The organism is Bacillus sp. FJAT-26390, assembly GCF_001682865.1.
Classification (GTDB): Bacteria; Bacillota; Bacilli; order Paenibacillales; family Paenibacillaceae; genus Pristimantibacillus.
Window position 1 is genome coordinate 1,181,408 of sequence record NZ_MAQX01000011.1, and the last position, 18,241, is coordinate 1,199,648.

11 protein-coding genes and 1 pseudogene are annotated in these 18,241 nt (G+C 50.1%); 1 reads left to right on the top strand and 11 read right to left on the bottom strand.

Annotation, left to right across the window (positions count from 1 at the left end; all coding sequences use genetic code 11):
• Positions 1 to 155: 155 nt before the first annotated feature.
• Positions 156 to 8,297 carry a glycoside hydrolase family 3 N-terminal domain-containing protein gene (locus tag A7975_RS34235; RefSeq protein WP_065385830.1) on the bottom strand — a complete coding sequence of 2,714 codons (8,142 nt, stop codon included), beginning with the start codon at positions 8,295 to 8,297 and terminating at the stop codon, positions 156 to 158.
• A 340-nt stretch (positions 8,298 to 8,637) separates the two neighbouring features.
• Between A7975_RS34235 and A7975_RS16850 the strand changes: the two genes are divergently transcribed.
• Positions 8,638 to 9,084: a tellurite resistance TerB family protein gene (locus A7975_RS16850; protein WP_053372578.1), complete on the top strand. Its 447-nt coding sequence runs from the start codon at positions 8,638 to 8,640 to the stop codon at positions 9,082 to 9,084.
• Between the two features lie 67 nt (positions 9,085 to 9,151).
• On the opposite strand, the gene A7975_RS16855 is transcribed toward A7975_RS16850, so the two are convergent.
• From A7975_RS16855 to A7975_RS16890, 10 genes and pseudogenes are all read right to left on the bottom strand, one after another.
• Entirely contained in the window at positions 9,152 to 9,742 is a 591-nt protein-coding gene (locus A7975_RS16855) for a thymidine kinase (protein ID WP_065385831.1), read from the bottom strand.
• A gap of 102 nt (positions 9,743 to 9,844) precedes the next feature.
• A complete protein-coding gene (locus A7975_RS16860) occupies positions 9,845 to 10,408 on the bottom strand; it encodes a hypothetical protein (protein WP_053372580.1) in 564 nt (187 codons plus the stop codon).
• 70 nt (positions 10,409 to 10,478) lie between these two features.
• Positions 10,479 to 10,604, bottom strand: coding sequence for a hypothetical protein (locus A7975_RS34950; RefSeq protein ID WP_255314302.1), 126 nt, complete (start codon positions 10,602 to 10,604; stop codon positions 10,479 to 10,481).
• Positions 10,605 to 10,722: 118 nt separating this feature from the next.
• A complete protein-coding gene (locus A7975_RS16865; protein WP_065385832.1) occupies positions 10,723 to 11,820 on the bottom strand; it encodes a toxic anion resistance protein in 1,098 nt (365 codons plus the stop codon).
• 31 nt (positions 11,821 to 11,851) lie between these two features.
• Positions 11,852 to 12,544, bottom strand: coding sequence for a hypothetical protein (locus A7975_RS16870; RefSeq protein ID WP_065385833.1), 693 nt, complete (start codon positions 12,542 to 12,544; stop codon positions 11,852 to 11,854).
• 148 nt (positions 12,545 to 12,692) lie between these two features.
• Positions 12,693 to 13,715, bottom strand: coding sequence for an ATP-grasp domain-containing protein (locus tag A7975_RS16875; RefSeq protein ID WP_141680319.1), 1,023 nt, complete (start codon positions 13,713 to 13,715; stop codon positions 12,693 to 12,695).
• 42 nt (positions 13,716 to 13,757) lie between these two features.
• Positions 13,758 to 14,555 carry an HAD family hydrolase gene (locus A7975_RS16880; RefSeq protein ID WP_065385835.1) on the bottom strand — a complete coding sequence of 266 codons (798 nt, stop codon included), beginning with the start codon at positions 14,553 to 14,555 and terminating at the stop codon, positions 13,758 to 13,760.
• Entirely contained in the window at positions 14,552 to 15,649 is a 1,098-nt protein-coding gene (locus A7975_RS34955; RefSeq protein ID WP_255314317.1) for a cysteine protease StiP family protein, read from the bottom strand. The genes A7975_RS16880 and A7975_RS34955 overlap by 4 nt, the downstream gene beginning before the upstream one ends.
• 81 nt (positions 15,650 to 15,730) lie before the next feature.
• Positions 15,731 to 17,035 (bottom strand): annotated as a pseudogene (locus A7975_RS34960) (phosphoribosyltransferase family protein); the annotation flags it as partial.
• Positions 16,977 to 18,182, bottom strand: a complete 1,206-nt coding sequence (locus A7975_RS16890; RefSeq protein WP_082198231.1) for an HpcH/HpaI aldolase/citrate lyase family protein — start codon at positions 18,180 to 18,182, stop codon at positions 16,977 to 16,979. The pseudogene A7975_RS34960 and the gene A7975_RS16890, both read right to left, overlap by 59 nt.
• Between the last annotated feature and the right edge of the window lie 59 nt (positions 18,183 to 18,241).

Genomic DNA, 18,241 nt, shown 5'->3' on the forward strand with positions numbered 1-18,241 from the left:
ATTGCACAAATTGCAGCGTTCAATGAAAGCTCGCGATATTAGGCGCGTCTATTGCGCAAAGCACCGCTGAAAACCTGCCTAAACTCAATATCTTGCAGCAGCAAAAAAAAAACAGACCATGGATTAACCATGGCCTGCTTCAATTTGAAGCTTACTTATTTGTTATAAATCGCATACATAATAACTGCCGCTTCCGCTCGAGTCGTATGTCCAAGCGGATTCAGCTTGGAGCCGTCTCCCTTCACAATGCCGTTCGCTACAAGAAGGGCCGCACTGTCCTCCGCATAGGAAGCCAGCTGGTTCAAATCCGAGAACGGCTTCAGCTGATCCGTGCTTCCCGCTTGCAGCTTTTTGCCGGAGGCTTTTAAAGCTCTTGCGGTCATCGCGATCATTTCTTGCCTTGTGATCGATGCATTCGGATCAAAGGCACCGCCTTCGCGTCCGGTAACAATACCTAACTTCTTCGCAATGCCAACTGCATCGTAGTAGTAAGCATTCTGCGCTACATCGGTGAAGTTACCGTCAACCGCTGCGCTTAAGCCTAACGTTTTGACAAGCAGCGTGATGAAGTCTGAGCGCTTCACCTGCTGCGCCGGCGCGTAAGCTTTTTCCGATACGCCGTTAATAACGCCTTTGGATGCCATAACCTCAATCGCTTGCTTCGCCCAAGCGTGCTTGCCTAGGTCATCAAACGATTTGTTCACGTAAGCAATCGCATAGGTGCTGAAATGATGAACAGTAAAGGCTACGGTGCCTTTCGTTTCATTGTATTTACCGCTTGGAACCGCAATGACTTTGCCTGCCGCGTCGATGTACCATACCGTAATATGCTCGGAGTTCTGTTTTTCCTCCGCGCTTGGGCTGTAGGCAAGCGATACGTTTACAGCAGCTTCTGGATTGCTCCATTCCACTTTAACCCCGTCCACGTAGAGGCTCAGTTCGATGGCATGGCGATCACCAAGTGCGGCTTGCGCCTCTTCGGTAAGCTTCGCCTTGTCAACGCTTGAGATTACGATGGACACCTGCTTCGCACTTGCAGGCACCGATGCCAGCATGTTGCTTGGCAGGGTGACCGTTCCTATATTCGTTACAATTTCATATTGAATCGCTAGCTTCGCTGCGCTAATCGACTCTTTAGGCAATTGCACCTCATAGCCCTTAGCTCCGCTCACTTTCGGAACCTCGATAGTTACCGCTTGAACTTCATCAATTCCACCTTGACCAGGCTTCAAAGCGCCGTCGATAAGCGTTTGGCTTATCGTTGTTTTGCCGAGCCCGCTAGCCGTGTCGATGACCGGTGTTGGCGCTGGGATGGCTTTGCCGCCCGGTGCCTTCGTCGGTGCCGTTGTTGGCGCCGGTGTTGCCACTGGCGTCGGTGCCGGCGTTGGCGATGTTGTTGGCTCTGTTGTTGGCTCTGTTGTTGGTTCTGTTGTTGGTTCTGTTGTTGGTTCTGTTGTTGGTTCTGTTGTTGGTTCTGTTGTTGGTTCTGTTGTTGGTTCTGTTGTTGGTTCTGTTGTTGGTTCTGTTGTTGGTTCTGTTGTTGGTTCTGTTGTTGGTTCTGTTGTTGGTTCTGTTGTTGGTTCTGTTGTTGGTTCTGTTGTTGGTTCTGTTGTTGGTTCTGTTGTTGGTTCTGTTGTTGGTTCTGTTGTTGGTTCTGTTGTTGGTTCTGTTGTTGGTTCTGTTGTTGGTTCTGTTGTTGGTTCTGTTGTTGGTTCTGTTGTTGGTTCTGTTGTTGGTTCTGTTGTTGGTTCTGTTGTTGGTTCTGTTGTTGGTTCTGTTGTTGGTTCTGTTGTTGGTTCTGTTGTTGGTTCTGTTGTTGGTTCTGTTGTTGGTTCTGTTGTTGGTTCTGTTGTTGGTTCTGTTGTTGGTTCTGTTGTTGGTTCTGTTGTTGGTTCTGTTGTTGGTTCTGTTGTTGGTTCTGTTGTTGGTTCTGTTGTTGGTTCTGTTGTTGGTTCTGTTGTTGGTTCTGTTGTTGGTTCTGTTGTTGGTTCTGTTGTTGGTTCTGTTGTTGGTTCTGTTGTTGGTTCCGGCGTTGGCTGCACCCCGCCTGGCGTAATGATATACGTAAATGGTGCGACAAAGCTGTCCTTCATGCCTGCTTTAACGGCGATTGTGCGGAGCACTGTCAGCTCCGACAGCGTAAGCTGCCCGTTATATCGTTTGCCATTCGCGCTGCTTGGCAAAGTTCCATCCGTCGTGTAGTAGATGGAAGCTCCTTCTGTTGCAGACGATAAAACAACCGTTTTTGTGCCTTTGTAAGCTCCAGCTTTAAGCGAAGCTTTCGGAAGCGCTGTGCTGCCTTCGATCGGCGCAGCCGCCTCTGTCTCTTCAAGCGACATCCAGTCCAGATTCGCTCCGTCATTATTGCTCGTGAATTGGATCGTTTGCACGCCTTCCGCAAGCTGTACAATACCGGAAGTCTCGGTATAGGCGTCCCAGCCTCCGCTTGCTCCAAGCGCCGTTGTCGACAGCTTGTGGCCGTCCACCGACAATGTTCCGCTCACGCCCGCTTGTGGCGTAGCATAACGATAAGTCACTTTGTAGAAAGCTGATTTCGCGATGCTGACGTCAAAATAAAGCGAGCCCGCCGCCGCGATAAAACCTACGTTTTTGAATTTCAGCGTTTGGCCGTCCATGTTGCTTTGAACGGCAGCCGAGTCTGCATGGCTGTAGCTCTCCGCCTCAATTTTCATAGCTGCGCTTTGATCCATCACTTGTACCGCATACGGCTCAAACTTGATTCCTCGCAGCGAGTAGCCCGATGCGCCGGCTGCCAGACGAATCTTTTGGTCGCCCTCCTTCAGGTCGATCACGACCCGCAGTTCCACTACCTGATTGTAAAGATTAGGTACGGTGATCGTTTTCCGAACCGCGCCGTTTTCCGCTTCGATGGCGATGCCGTTTAAGGCCTGCCCAGCAGACGTTGCTTTTAGCGTCACGACATAAGGGCCCGTTGCCGGAACATGAACCAAATAATCCGCATAATCTCCTGCATCGATTTGCGATAGTCCGCTTGCGCTGCCCGTGCCGGTTACCGTAAAGCCTCTCAGCTTATTGAATTGATCCAGCGAATCGAGGGCAAGCAGCTGAATTGGCGTTTTCACATTTTCCGTGCCAAGCAGTGCTGCCTTCGCCGTTAATGCAGTGCCTCCTGTAGAATCGTCGTACGCTTCCACTGGAACGTTAACCTGCAGCTCCAGCTCGTTATAGTAAACCGTCTCATTCCAATTGAGCGTAAGCTTCACGGACTGCGGAGTAAGAAGCTCAGCCGCTTGAAGCGATACGCCCCCAAGCGTCTTGCCCGTACCCGTCAGGGTGATCGCATTTAAGTTTTGCCCTACGAACGTGCCGCCTGCAATCGTAAGGATTAACTCCTTGCCGTTAACGCCATAAGCCAGCGCGTTTTCTGACAATGACAACGATTCGGCATCATCAACAGCTTGAATGAGAACCTTCGTTTTCATCGTTTGGCCTAAGCTGCCTGATGCTGCCTCGTAGACGCTGGCTGTGACCGTCAGCGTACGATCAGAGTCGTGATCGCGAGACACGGAGCCGCCGATTACAAGCTTCGCCGTATGGTCATCCACACGGTATACGCTGTCTACGACCGTTCCCGCATATCCTTCGATCGACCAGTTGGCTGCCGTCAATTCCTCTTTGTAGCTGTCATTATACAAATTAATAATAAGCTCGCTTCCAGCTACTGCGCCTTCCGTAATGGTAGCCGTCTCCGCAAGGATAGCCGGGCCAACCGCAATCGCATTTAGATTAAATGCGCTGCCGACGATCCGAACCCGCAGCGTATGCAAGCCTTCCGTCAGTGTGACGCTATCCGTCACGGCTGCCCATGTATCCCAGCCTCCGCTGGTTGGCAGATCCGTTGTTTGGAGCACGGCAGCATCGCTTGAGAGCTCTGCTTTGGCGCCGTTTTGCTCGGTCGCGTATTGATAAGTAATGCCGTAGGTTCCGTCTGCCGGAACCTGTACTTTATATTCCATCCAATCATCCGGATCGGCAAAGCTGACCGCTGATCCATTTACAAGCACATTCAAAGCGGATGAGAACTTGCTTGCTTCAATAAGGCCCGGAAGCTCAATAGGTGCCGACTCCGCCTTGGTGAAGGTGATGCTCTTAATGTTATAATCGTTTTTGCTGACAGCCATCGTTAATTTATGCGTACCCGCAGGAAGCACAACACGCACGCGCTGATTCGCAAAATATTCCCATTGGTACGTCGTCTGATTAATCGGAAGCGTAACAAGCGGCTGTCCGTCCAGCTTAAAGTCTACGGAAGCATTCGTCTGAAAGCCTGCGAGCGCCAGATCAAGATCGTATTCGCCCGCCTCGCCTACCGAGACGATATAATCGAAGGAAGCCGTTCCGCTAGCGTTGAACGAGCCCAAATATCCTTTCGGATTAACCTGATACTCGCCTTCTGCCGAGACAAAACGTGTTGCATCAATCGTTGCTGGAACGCTAGCGATTTGCGAGCGGTCCCAGCGATAGGTCGCGGCTGACTTCGCCGGAATAACCGCATTGATTTGCAGGCCGTCGATCAAGATTTTGAAAGGCTGCGGATCATTGGTTTGGTTAATGACCACCGTTACAATCTCGCGGCCATCCGGGCTTGCAAAAGCGACGTTCGTCACCGTTGCCGCCGATCCATAATTGCTGTCGATCCGCACGTAACCCGGCTTCACGAATTTCGTGAATTGACCCATCAAATAATATTCCGGAAGCTTCCAATAGTTGTCCGGGTTTGAGGAATCCTGCACGATCGGTGTCGGATCAGGGATGCCTACCCATTGATGCGACGATATATCGCTGTCGAGCATCGTTACCCAGCTGTTGTAGCTTCTCGCATAGTTGCGGAAATATTGTGCGATTCGGTCGGCACCCGACGTGCCCCATACCGCCCGCTCCGTCAAATAAACGCTTTTCTCCGGGAACAGGTTTTGGAGAGTCGTCATCATGGACAGCTCGCCGCCGTAATCATGGAACGCTGTTCCTTCAATGGCGTCGTAGGCACCCTCTACCGGATTGCCTAAAATTTGCGCCGGATAAGCCATCGTATCGCCAGGATTATGGTCGAACATCCACAGCTTCACGTTTTTGATCTTCGCATTGCCGTTCTGATCCAGCTTCGCGCGCAGCAGCTTCGCAAGGCGTGATGCTTGCTGCCATGACATCGCTGTGCTCGGGTAATCAATTTCGAGCAGCGGCTCATTTTGCAGCGTCATGCCTTCGAAGTAAATGCCCTGCTCCGCATAGGCCTCCAAGAACTTCACATAGTAAGCGGCAAGAACAGGAAGATACTCTTCCTTCACTTGGCCTCTAATCATGCTGCCGGTTGTTTTCATCCAGCCCGGCGGGCTCCAAGGCGAAGCGAAAAACTTCACGTCCGGATTAATCGCCTGCATCTTCTTCACGGTAGGAATAATGCCAAAATCGATATCCTTCTGAATCGAAAACTTCGCTAGCTCAACATCCGTTTCGCCAGCAGGCAAATCATCATACGAATAAAACTTTTGCGCTGTGAAATCGGAGGTTCCGATCGTCAGGCGAACCAAGCTCATGCCGATGCCGTTGTCCTTGTCGAACAGGCCGCGAAGCAGCTCTTCCTGCTTGCTTGGCGACATTTTCACAAGATTGTGAATCGTCGCTTCTTCCATCGAAGAGCCAATGCCTAGCATCGACTGGTATTTTTTGTCCGGATTGATCGTGATCGCTGTTGCTTTGCTGTTATCCGGCAGCGTAATATCCAGATTGGCTTGCTGCTCCAGCTTCTTATCTCCAGCGTGGTAACGATCAGCGTAATACCACTGGCGGTTGCCCGCGTCGCGCTCGCTGGAAATCCATGATTCAACAGCTCCGGCAACAAGGGCCGGCTGCTGTTCGCCGCCAGTGCCCGGCTCCGTAACGCCGCCGCCACCACCGCCGCCTACTGGAACGTCTCCAGTACGCGTGAACTCCACCCAGTTAAAGTTGATATCGCCGGCAATAAACTCCAATCGAAGCTTTTGCGTACCGGCTTTGCTTAACACGACATTGTCGACCGTTGCTGTTCTCCAGCTCTGCCAGCCGCCTGTTGAGCCTACGTTTAGCGTGCCGACTGTCGCTCCTTCTCCTGTCTTGATCTTTATGCCCGTTGCTCCGCCGTTGCCCGCATAGCGGAACGCAGCGCTGTATGTGCCTGGCTCATTCACCTTGACCGTGTAGTCCAGCCAAGCGCCGCCCGTTGTCCAGCCGATGTTTTTGCCGCCGCCTGTATCCGTCGTATCTTCCGTATTCAAGCCGCTGCTCTTAGCGACAAAAGATTCCGCTTCCAGCTTGCCCGGCAGCGGCTGTGACGGCGCCTCCGTCTGTACCGGCTTAGGTGGCAGCACAGGCGTAGCCTGCCCGCTCGTTAAGCCATAACCGATAGGGAACAGCAAGTTCGGGCTGTCGGCTCCCACAATCGGATAATTGGTCAAATAGAATGGCCATTTAATCGGGTTTTTCCCTTTGAATCCTTTGCCTCCGATCAATACGTCAGCGACGCCTTGGCCTTCCGTTCCCGGCAGCCAAGCTGCCACGAGCGCGTCCCAATCATCCATTTGATCCGCTATCGTGAGCGGACGCCCGGATACGAGAACGACAACAAGCGGGATGTTCGGATCAGCCGCGCGAATATTCGCGATCGTTGCCAAATCCTCTTCATCGAGATTTAAGCTTGTACGATCGCCCGTCGATTCCGCATACGGCGTTTCGCCGACTACCGCAATTGCGACATCATAGCCCGCAGCGCCTCGGCCGTGCTTGTTGTAGGTTACGGTCTTGCTTGCACCTGCAACCTCCTTAAGTCCTTCATAAATGGTCGTTCCGGTCGTAATCGCTCCGGATGCGCCTTGCCATGTAATCGACCAGCCGCCGGACTGGTTGCCGATGTCGTTCGCGTTTTTGCCGGCTACGAAAATTTTGTTCATGCCCTTCAGCTGCGACATGATCGGCGAACCGTTCACCACATCATTTTTCAAGAGCACAAGCGATTCCGCAACCGCTTGGCGTGCAAGCGCACGATGCTCAGCCGCTCCGAAGTAGCCTGTCAAATCCGTATCTGTCTTCGGATTTTCGAATAACCCTGAAGAAATTTTCACTTTCAAAATGCGCAATACGGCATCGTTCAAACGCTCCTCCGCAATGCTGCCATCCTTCACTAGGCTGATCAAATGTGTCAGGCTCGCCTTCCAATCACCTGTCAGCATGAACATGTCCACGCCAGCATTGACGGATACGAGCAGCTGGTTTCTCAAGCCGCTGACAGCTTTGCCATCTTGATCACGCGTTATTTGCTGTATGGCGTTGTAATCGGAAATAACGAATCCTTTAAACCCAAGCTGACCCTTCAGCACATCGGTAAGAAGCCGCTTGTTCGCATGCATCTTCAAGCCTTGGATGCTGTGGTAGGACGCCATAACCGTTTGCACGCCTGCGTCTACAGCCGCCTTGTACATCGACAAATCGGTTGCAAGCAGTTCGTCCTCCGTATACTTCGTTATATTTCCTTGATTCGTGCCATTGTCGGTGTAACCTTCGCCTATAAAATGCTTCGCAGCGCCAACGACATGTTTCGTTTGGCTGCGCTCGGCAGCGGTTTCACCTTGGAGTCCTTCGATATAGGCCGCCCCAAGCACCTTGGAGATCGCTTGGTTGCCGCTGTAGCCCTCATATGTACGGCCCCAGCGAATGTCCTGCGGCGCAGCAATCGTTGGCGCAAAATCCCAATTTGCTCCCGTCGCCCGAATTTCCTTCGCCGTTGCGGCTCCGATTTGCTTCACAAGCTCAGCATTGTTTGCCGCGCCCAGGCCAATGTTATGGGGGAACAAGGTTGCCCCCTTCACATTGTTATGGCCATGCACGCCGTCCACCCCATATAACAGCGGGATGCCAAGCCGCGTCGAGAGCGCCCCGTCCTGATAGCTGTCTATGAGCGCCTGCCAATTTTCCCTTGTGCTGTCCTGCTGCTTGCCATTCGGGAACGATCCCCCGCCGCTAAGCACCGAGCCGATAAAATACTGCTTTACCTCCTCCGGTGTAATATTGGATTTCTCTGGCTGTATCATTTGTCCTGCGCGTTCCTCCAGCGTCATACGCGACAGCAAGTCCGCTGCCCGGGCATCAACGCTCGCCGCCGGATCCAAATACGTCGGAAGCGCTCCCTCTGCTTGCGCGGAAGGCGCCGCGCCTACCGAGAGCAAGCTCGTCATCAGCGATACAACCAACAGAATCGCTGTCATCATCGACATCTTTCTTTTCAAATCCAAACCCTCCTCAAAACTGTAATAGCCGTCTCACGGCTCAGCCGCCCCGTTTCCAAGTCCGGCTGCAGACGAGATTACCTACAAGTATAAAATCGAAAGGGACTTGAAAATATGGCGCATTCTTGTGATTATGTGCGTTGTTTTTTGGGATTTTGCAACCGGTTGCAAAAATCCGCGTTTGGCTGCCAGCTTCTGGTTAAGCATTTTATTTCAATGGCAAATGCCCATGAAAAAGCTTGCAAAAACAGACATTTTTCCACAGCATTTGCTAATTGACCTCATTAGAATCTACAATAGAGTTAGAGTATGACCAATTCACTATAGGAGGCTGACCCATATGAGTTCATTTACATCATGGCTGCAGAATACCAAACAAGGACTAAACGACCAGGTCAAAAAATTCAAAAATAAAGATTTCTTGGATGCAGTCGTTGCAGGCTGTGCGATTGTTGCCGGAGCCGACGGTTCTATCGATGCTTCTGAAAAGCAAAAAATGGCTGGATATATTAGCCGCAGCGAGGAACTTAAAGTTTTTGACATGAGCGATGTGATCAACCGTTTCAATCACTACGTAGGAAACATCGAATTTGATGGCATGATCGGCAAGCAAGAAGCGCTTAAAGCGATTGCCAAATACCGCAGCAAGCCTGAAGTTGGACGTGTCATCGTGGGCGTGTGCAGCGCGATTGGCGCAGCGGACGGCGATTTTGATGCTATGGAGCAAGCGGCTGTTCGTGATATCTGCAATACACTTGGCCTTAACCCTAGCGAATTCAGCTTGTAATATCGAAATGCAAAAGAACCTCCAACGTCACGTTTACCGTGATTTTGGAGGTTCTTTATCTATACGGCTATGCCTTGCGAAATGCCTCATTGTAGCAGCGTCTGCAGACCGGCTTATAATCCTCATTGCCGCCGATCTGAATCTGTTCGCCTGCGTTCATAGGTTGTCCATCATTAAAGCGGATGACCATCGTCGCCTTGCGGTCGCAATACCAGCAGATCGTCTTAATCTCCTCGATTTTGTCCGCTTGCACGAGCAGATTATAGCTGCCCTCGAACAGCTGGTTTTGAAAATCATTTTTCAGGCCAAAAGCCATGACCGGTATATTGAGCTCGTCCACAACCTGGGTAAGCTCCAAAATATGATGTTTCTTCAAAAACTGCGCTTCATCGATCAGGACGCAATAAATTTTTGACGGCAGCGCGGCAGTTACATAAGCCTTCACGCTGTCATAAAGATTCGTGCTCTCGTGTACGGGAATCGCTTCACGCTCGAAGCCGACTCTTGAGCCTACGCGATCAACGCTGCCCCTAGCCCCAACGGATGGAGAATAAATAAGCACCTGCTTGCCTTGTTCCTCGTAATTGTGAGCGACCTTAATAATTTCAAACGATTTGCCGCTGTTCATCGTTCCGTATTTATAATAAAGCTGTGCCAATCAAATCTCCTCCAAAAAAGTTCAGTGCTCCTATTATACAGGATTTGACGGCACGAAACGATTGGAAAATTTGATAGGCACAAGGGGAGCAGACAAACCCTGCTATATCGTAAGGAGCCTTGTTTTTGCTTCTCCGTATGCTTTGACGATTTGCTGGACTCTCTGGAATTCCTGATCGGTTGGCCCTAGATTAGCCATAAACATCTTATGCAATACTTGATTGTACATGTTCTGGCGCGCTTCTATGAGCTGCACCTCCAGCTGTATCAAGTCCTCAAGCTCATTTTCCTCAATTAGCTGATCGATATCAAACTCCAGGGGGCTTGAGGAGCGCTGCTCATCGAATAAACGATCTGATCCGCGGTCTATGCGGGGTAGCTCCTCGTACTCCACCTCCGGCTCCTCGTTCTGGCCAAGCGGGATCGATGTATTCAGCTCCGAGAGGATAATGCCTTCTTTGGCAAGCATAACCTGGAACGGCCTATGTTGAAGCAGATCAGCAATAACAAGCCTGCTCATATCTTTATTGCGTATCAGCGTAGAGTCAAATGGATGAAGGACCCACTGATTGTCACGGTTAAACAGGTTAAAGGTAAACCATTCTCCGCCGTAGATGAACCGAACGTTAATATTGGACTCCGAAATAATCTCATAGGTGAACTCCAAATGGCATACCTCCGATCAACAGTATAATTTCAATCTATTATACCAAATCAGAGTGCAACGCAAACAGCTGTTAGTTGAAATCCTCCATAATAGCCTCCACTCTCTCGGAGCTTGCGACCACAATCAACACAAGAAGGAGCGCAGCCAGCGCGATACCGCCAAACATAACATGATCACCTCGTTTTTTCTTTAACACTATGCCGGCGATCCCTTTTTTATGAGCGATTATTATGGAGACATCCCTCGTCACACCTCAATTAAAGACAAAAAAAACGAGCCCCTGAGAGCTCGTCCATCACAAATTTATTATCGTTTTACTCCAAGAAGCCTTTCGTGGACGTTCCCGGAGGAAGCACGGCATTGCCTGCCCCTGAAGTCGCTTGAATGCCTAGCCGCTGTCCAACCTTTTGATTGATTTGCGTCATTTTCTCCGTCTGCTGCGATACGGTTTGAATGATTTGGCGGTTTGAATTCTCATATTTATCCATAGCCGAGAAGAGATCCGACATCGCCCGCTCTACAAGCTCCATGCTCATAGCCGGCTTCGTCAGCGCTTGGTTTGCCTTCTCGCTCGTTTCATTCAGAAGGCGAGCATTCTCGGCAAACTGATTGCCCAGCATCTCATTCGTCGAATTGACCGCTTCAATCGCTTTCATCTGGTCATCAATCGCGCTGGCAATCAGCACCGATACCGACATCAAATGCTGCGTTTTATCGATGGAGCTGTCGAGCGCATCCATTAGCTTATCATTGGTATCGTTAATAATATCCGTTGCAGCAATCGCTTGCTGATACAGCATAATCATTTCCGTATACGTTTGAAGCTTCGTAACGACCTTGCGAAGGCCGCGCTCCAAATACGTTTTGCGCAGCTCGTTCTCCGGCTTCGCGATTTCATCCTCGAACATTTTTTTGAGACGATTGCCGTATTCCACTAGCAGCTGCAGATCATAGACATTGTCTAAGCTGCTGCGCTTCAAGTTTCTCATGTGCACGACATTCTCTTCCAGATTGTCGCGTCCGTCGCGCAGCGACTTCACGATCACCTGTACATTCGATTTGGCTGATTGATACTTATAAATATAAGCCTTCATCGGTGCTTTCCGCAGCAGCTTCTGCACAAGGCTGAGCTGCTTGCTCTTGCTCAAATCCTCAACCTCGCTGCGCAGCTTCAGCATATTAGTCGCTACCTCAGACCTCTTGCCTGACATCAGATCGGATAACGGGCGCTCCAGCATCGTCAGCGTCTGCCCGGAACGCTCAAGCGTCTTTTGGCCTTTTTTCGTAATCTCATCCATTAGCGTATCCAGATGCATCGCATCCGTTGTCGCTACCTTCTGCATCGTGCTTTGCACTTCCTGCTCCAGCTTCTGGAGATCTTCGTTTTTTAATTGTACGAGCTGTTGTGACATCTCTCATTTCCCCTTTCATTAGTCAGAAGTATTAGTCAGTAAGACGATAACGCTGTTGGATTAGCTCAGCCTTCGTGTGCAGCTCCATTAGATCCTTCTGCTCAATCGTCTTCGTATAGAAGGTAAGCTTCGAATCGATATCCTTTATGCCATCCAGCAAAAGCCGCCTGTTCTGACGCTTCGCGTCGCCGCTTAGCCGTAGAAATGGATTGATCGTCGAGTTTAGATCCTTGCGCACCAAGCGCAAAATATTGTGGTTAATGCTTGCATCTCCCAAAGCGACCAGATCAGGAATTAACCGATTTAGGCGTGACAGCAGGGCGAGCGTTTTCTGTACAATTTCATCGTCCAAGTTATTTTGTTCGCCTTCGAGTAAAATCATATCTTCAATAATGCCGATGTATTCTAATGCAGCTGCAAGCTCGGGATCGAGTACCTGCGGTGGTTCCGCTGCTGATCCAGCAGTCTGTGCGGCCGCTTGTGCACTAGCCGGGCTCGCTGCACTTTGCTGTTGGATAGGTTGGTTTTGCGGCGTCTGCTGCAGTTCAGGCTCGCGTGTTGGCGGATTGATTTCTTTCCTGCCCCGCTGCCTAATCGAAAGCGCGGCAAACATGCCAAGCGCAGGTATAGCCATTGCTATATAGGGAGAAGAAATCCAGTAAACCACAAGAGCGGCTGCGTAGCTGCCTATCGCGATGCCTAACGGTGTTTTTATTGAATTCATTGCTGCACCTCCATGTTTAAGCTTGCTTATCTTGATGCCTGTATTCGTCGTTATGATTCAATTATCTCGTTTTTGGTACAGGTAAGTCAATTTTTTATATGTTGGCCCATTATAAAAAAAAAAAAGAGGACTCTCGTCCCCTTCTCGTTTAATGCTTCATAATGAGCGGCTGCTCCACGTAGCCGGCCTGAATGCCAAACTGCGGAACAGGCGGCTCAATCTTTTTGCCTAGAAGTGCTTGCACTGCAAGGTAAGGCATGTTCACGCCTGAAAGACATGTAATATAGAGACCGCCAGACATGCGCGGATTAATTTCAAGCAGCTTAGGAACACCATTATTATAACGAACTTGGATGTTAAAAGCATAAGGGATACGCAGCGTCGTCGCAATACGATGAGCAATGCCCATCAGCTCCGGCGTGTCTTCCAGAAGATAGGTTCTTCCCGTCGATTTGCGGCGAGGAATCGCCGTAATGAGTTCGCCTTCGGCGCTTGCCACGCAATCGATGCTGTACTCCGTGCCGTCCAGCAGCTCCATCACCATCAAATTGGCGAAGCGATCCGTCGATGACAAGGTTTCATAGGCCTGCTCAAACGTAGTGGACAAGGTGACATAGCCGTAAAGGTCGCGAAGCGGATCACGTTCGTTGTCGATAATCCGAAAGCCCATTCCGCCCTCCGATACCGTAGGCTTGAAGCATACCTTATGCCCGGCAGCCGTAAGCTCTTCATAGGCTTGTTTAAATTGCTCCGCCGTATTCACAACGCGGTAATCGGGAATCGTAACGAGATCTTTTCCTTGCAGCGCTTCATAGAATTTATCCTTTTCGATCATCGAATCCAGCAGCTCGATATCGCGGCATACCATCACCTTCGTGCCAATCTGGTCAAACAGATGCACGTGGCGCGAGATTTCCTCCATATGCAGGCGCGGAATGAAAATATCGATTTCATTTTTTTTGCAGAAATCCACACAAAACCGAACATACTCAAGGCCGAAAACGGCCGGCTCCACTCCGATATGGTCGGATGCCAGCAGCGACATATGGTTAATGTCCGGATGCGTGCCAAAAAACTCAAACGACTCGCCGTCTGGATTGTTCCGAATCATGTTAATGTAATGATACGCTACCGAAAACCAACGATTCATATAAACGCGTGTCATATCTATTTACCTTCTTCCCTGTCATTAAGAGTGATGAGGCTGGAGCGTTCATGCTATCCGGGCATGCTTTAAGATGGCGTCGAGCAGTTCCTCAGAGGCAAGGGCGCCTCTGGCTTCCGTAAATTGAATATGGGGATGCGATTCATAGAAACGGCCTAATTCACCGTGTGACGGCGAAATCGCATAATCAGCAGCAAGCAGCAGGCTCTCATCAAGCAGGCTGTCTCCCGCCGCATATACGAAAGTAGAAGCAAGCTTCTCCTTCACATATTGAATAGCCGCTCCCTTGCTTACTTTCTCGGGAACCAAATAAATTTTGCGTCCTTGAAGCGAATAGCTCCAGCCAAGCGGCGCAAGCTGCTGCCTCAGCTCCTCAAGCGACTCATGAGGCAAATGGTCTCTCTCCACAACGATGGAATAAAACAAATCATCGCAAAGATCACTCGATTTTACCCAATGTGAAGATGCGATCTTGGCGAACAAGCTGGAAATCTCCGCATGCTCGGCGCAATGCTGCTTCACGGCATCCCGTACGAAGGTTTGCCAGTCCTGATCGACTTGCCCGTTCACGAGAATGGTGCCGCCGTTGCTTACAATTACGTATTCAGGGCCAAACGTTTCTCTAATTCCAAATATCCGGTTAAATTGCGCCGGTATACGCGTCGTCACAGGAACGAACCTTGCAGTGCCCGTTAGCTGCTTGAGCTTTTCTATAGCAGGCTTCGTCATATAGGAGATATGTCTGCCCTCATACAACTCAACGGGCACCATCTCCTCGATTTCCATCTCGCCCTTCGACCTTGCCGAATAGATCAACGTCTGGTCCAAATCGCTCGCAAAAATCATTCCGACTCCCCCTTTATCGCCTTGATGATCCCGCAGCAGGAATAGGTCATATTCGGATATTCCTCAACCGGAACGCCACGATCCTTCGCCAGCAAAAGAATATGCTTCAGATTGGCATTATCGAGCCGGTCGACAAGTATTTTCCAAGGCACCCTTCGAAGCAGAACGCGGGTCGTTTCTCCCACCCCTGGCTTGATCAAATTAATATCCGTAATGCCAAAATCGCTCTGGATTTGCGCAATATCCTGCAGCCCTTGCCAAGTGATTTCACTTTGCGCGGGATTCGCCTGCATTCGCAGCGCCTCTTCTTTCGAGCCAGCTGCTGTCTCGTTAAAATGGGCAGAGATCGTGTCCACGAATACGCCCGTCAGGTCTGACTCTTCCCATTGCTTATAAAATTTGGCGCCGTGAAAATCATCCGGTCCGATCAGGTCGCTGCGCAGCACCGTTCGGCTAATCAGGCCCGACACGGTTGAATTGAGGCAAGCGCTCGGAATAAGGAAGTCCTCTCTCGTTCCGAACGTCCCCGCGCAATAGCCAGGATCTGCGAGCACGGCAAGCTCGTCGTTCAGCTCAAGGCCATACTTTTGCTTCATAAGGCTGCATGCAGCGATCAGCACCTTCCGTATTGCGCCCTTACCCGTCCAGCCGTCAACAAATTGCACGCGTTTATCCGGATGGCTCTGATTCATATAAAGGAGAGCATTCTCGTCAATGCCTTTGCCCCGTATGATCGAAAGGCTGTAATGCGGCATATCGACTCCGTACACCTGCTTAATGTAGCGTTTGATTAAGACGCCGATTGGCGTACCGCCTCTCGCCAAGGAAGCGAGCACAACGTCAAATCCGTTTTTCTGAATAATCATTTCGGAGACGGTCCCAACCGCTCTTGCGATCCGAATGGCGGAGTCGCTGAGCGTATCATGGAACAACTGAATATATTCAGCCGTTGGCTGGTATTCAATCGCGAGGCTCTCCGAGTAATGGCCCCCTGTCTGCATCGCGGCTTCCCTATCCTCGGTGCGCTGTTCCAACGAAATATCGCTAAGATCCTTAAGCAGAAAAATGGCATCCTCCGGCTTATAGCTGCCCATGGGAGCAGGATCGGCTATTTTTCTAGCGCTAAAGTAAACGATATGGACATGCGGGATGCCTAGAGAGTGCAGAACCTGCCTAAGCTCCTCCAGTTGCGCAGCGGCTGCCTCACGCTCCATAAAGAGGAACATTTCATCATAATGGCCGCGCGGAATGTTGTACATGAAGTTCATGACATCCGCATGCTCTGGAGAGGTGAACCGATAAGCGGATCGAACGGCATAATCAGGCTGCGTATTCGGATGAATCGGACTGCGCGTGCTTGATTGGTACCAGACGTCCTCGCCAAGCTTTGCAGCTACCCGCATCGGAACGTACATAAATTCACCGGTTCCCATACAAAGCGTCCTGCCGCCTGATCGGCGCTCTTGCAGAAATGCTGCCGCTAGATCTACTTCCATGTCCAGTGCAAAGCTGTCCTGCGCCGTTAAGCCAAACCGGCCGGTATGCTTCAGATAGTCAACATCCCCGTTTGAGGAAGGGAGGCTTGCGAAGCGGCTGTTCACATATAAGGAATCGATAACCGGCACGATTTCAGGCTCATGCTGCTCATCGATATGATCCGTGCTCTCAATAGGGGCGCCCTTTACAGCAATCTGCCCAGACACGAGCGATAAGCAGTTCACGCTGACGCCCAGCTCCCGCTCAAGCTCGCTGAAGCGCTCTATATCCTCATTGGAACGCCAGTCCAAGAGACTGGCTACGATATAATTTTTTTTACCGTATCTGGCATGCAAATCATGAATGATATTAATCGCCGTTTTACCGGTTGTCATCTCATCGTCAACTAAAATAATCGTTTCGGCTTGCTGGAATATGGCGGGGTCGCTTGCATAGCAGCGATGCGTAGTGGCATGGGAATGCTCTTCCTCAAAATCGATGCAGGAGGCCATATAATCGATGCTCTCCCTTGTCGTGTGCAAGAAGCTGGCATCGCCATCAAACATGTCGAACATGCTGTGACCAAGGCCCGTAGCGGTTTCCGCGAAACCGATGAACAGCGTTTTCCCATCGACTGTCATTTTATTGCGCTTCATCAAATCATAGATTTCACCTGCCGACTCCGGCGCTTCAAAAGCGTGAAGCAGCTGCTTAACCTGAATCGGGAGCTCTTTTCCTCTAAACTGTTGATACAGCAGTCCAAGCGCCGCGCCTGATAACAAAGATACATGGGGACGAACGGGGATATGTTTGCCTAACACCTTGCTTACGAATAAGAAGCTTCGTTTTTTATTAATGCGGGCCGCCATCTGGAATAGCTGCTCTAGCGGAATATGAAAGGCGTTGCTCGTCACCTTTATCGAAACCTCTAAATCTCCAATAATATTAAACGATTGATGATTCTCGTTCTTCTGCGAGCAGGCAGGTAAAATTCTGGTTTTCATTTAGCACCCCATATATGTTCGATCTGATCATAATCCGTTTGGCCCAAGTCATATGCGGCTTAAATTCATTCATTTTGTTCGAATAGCGGCTCTTCATTACGCCCAAGTCGCCTTGGCCGTTTTCCATAATGTGCAGGGCATCCATATATTCCTCATGCGTAACAACAAACATCGCTTGAACCGGCTTAATATGCGTAGGATGAATAATCGTCTTGCCGATGATGCCGTTCTCCTTGTCCATCGCTACTTCGCGAATAAGCCCGTCCACATACCTATTAATGTAATCCATCCGCAAAATCCGTCCGTGCCGTCCCATGCTCTCCTCAAACGGCGTCTGCCGGAGCTGAGGCTTGAACACCCGGTCGCTCTTGAAATATTCCCACACAGGCCCGGAGATGACGTAATGGTTGTCCATTCGTCCAAAGACGTTGACGATATCAGCTATACAATCCCGTATGACGCCAATATCGTAGATTGTATGGTCCGGACTTCTGCGAAGCCCAAATAGGCTCGAAAAATCCGTAGCGCCAATCCTCACATTCAGCACATATTCCTTATACTCATTCAGCAGCCCCGCAATGGCCAGCAGCGTCTCAACTCGCTTCTCACGGTATATGATGTCCGCGCTCTCCAAAATCGGCATGCCGTACAGCACCGTGCTTGATGGCAGCTTCCGTTTGTTATACTCCGCCAGCAGCCTTAAATACTCGCTGCCGCTTTTTATATTGAATTTTGGAAACACGATGCCCGTAACGTATTCGATCTCTTCTCCAAAAAAGGAGAGCAGCCGTTTGAACTGATCAACGGAACGAACTCTAATGAAGATTAGAGGGATATGATCGGCACGCAGCAAACCTATCGAAATATATCTACCAATCTTTAGTAGCGTTGCTTTCAACGTCTCTTCTGCATACTCCAGCTGATTATCGCCTACTGCATCTTCAAGGTCTATCACCATAGACACGAGTCCCTCGTGTTTTACGGCTACCAAATCGTCTGCTATATTATCCTTGGTTGCCGGCATGTATAGCGCAGCACCAATCGCGTGAGCAATAATTTCTTTGTCAGCATCATTATTGAACTGAGTCGGAAGGGAGTAAAAGAAATTTTGCTCTTCATCATTGGTAAGATAGTTAAAATACCTCAAAGTTATCCCTCCTAAAAGTTTGTAAAACCCAGCTGAGAGTTAAAAAATATCCCTCGTGA

What these genes read in the sequence shown, in the direction of transcription:
- A7975_RS16870 (WP_065385833.1), bottom strand. Translation starts at nt 12,544, where the DNA reads ATGAATTCAATAAAAACACCGTTAGGCATCGCGATAGGCAGCTACGCA.
- A7975_RS16880 (WP_065385835.1), bottom strand. Translation starts at nt 14,555, where the DNA reads ATGATTTTTGCGAGCGATTTGGACCAGACGTTGATCTATTCGGCAAGG.
- A7975_RS34955 (WP_255314317.1), bottom strand. Translation starts at nt 15,649, where the DNA reads ATGGGCAGCTATAAGCCGGAGGATGCCATTTTTCTGCTTAAGGATCTT.
- A7975_RS16865 (WP_065385832.1), bottom strand. Translation starts at nt 11,820, where the DNA reads ATGTCACAACAGCTCGTACAATTAAAAAACGAAGATCTCCAGAAGCTG.
- A7975_RS16850 (WP_053372578.1), top strand. Translation starts at nt 8,638, where the DNA reads ATGAGTTCATTTACATCATGGCTGCAGAATACCAAACAAGGACTAAAC.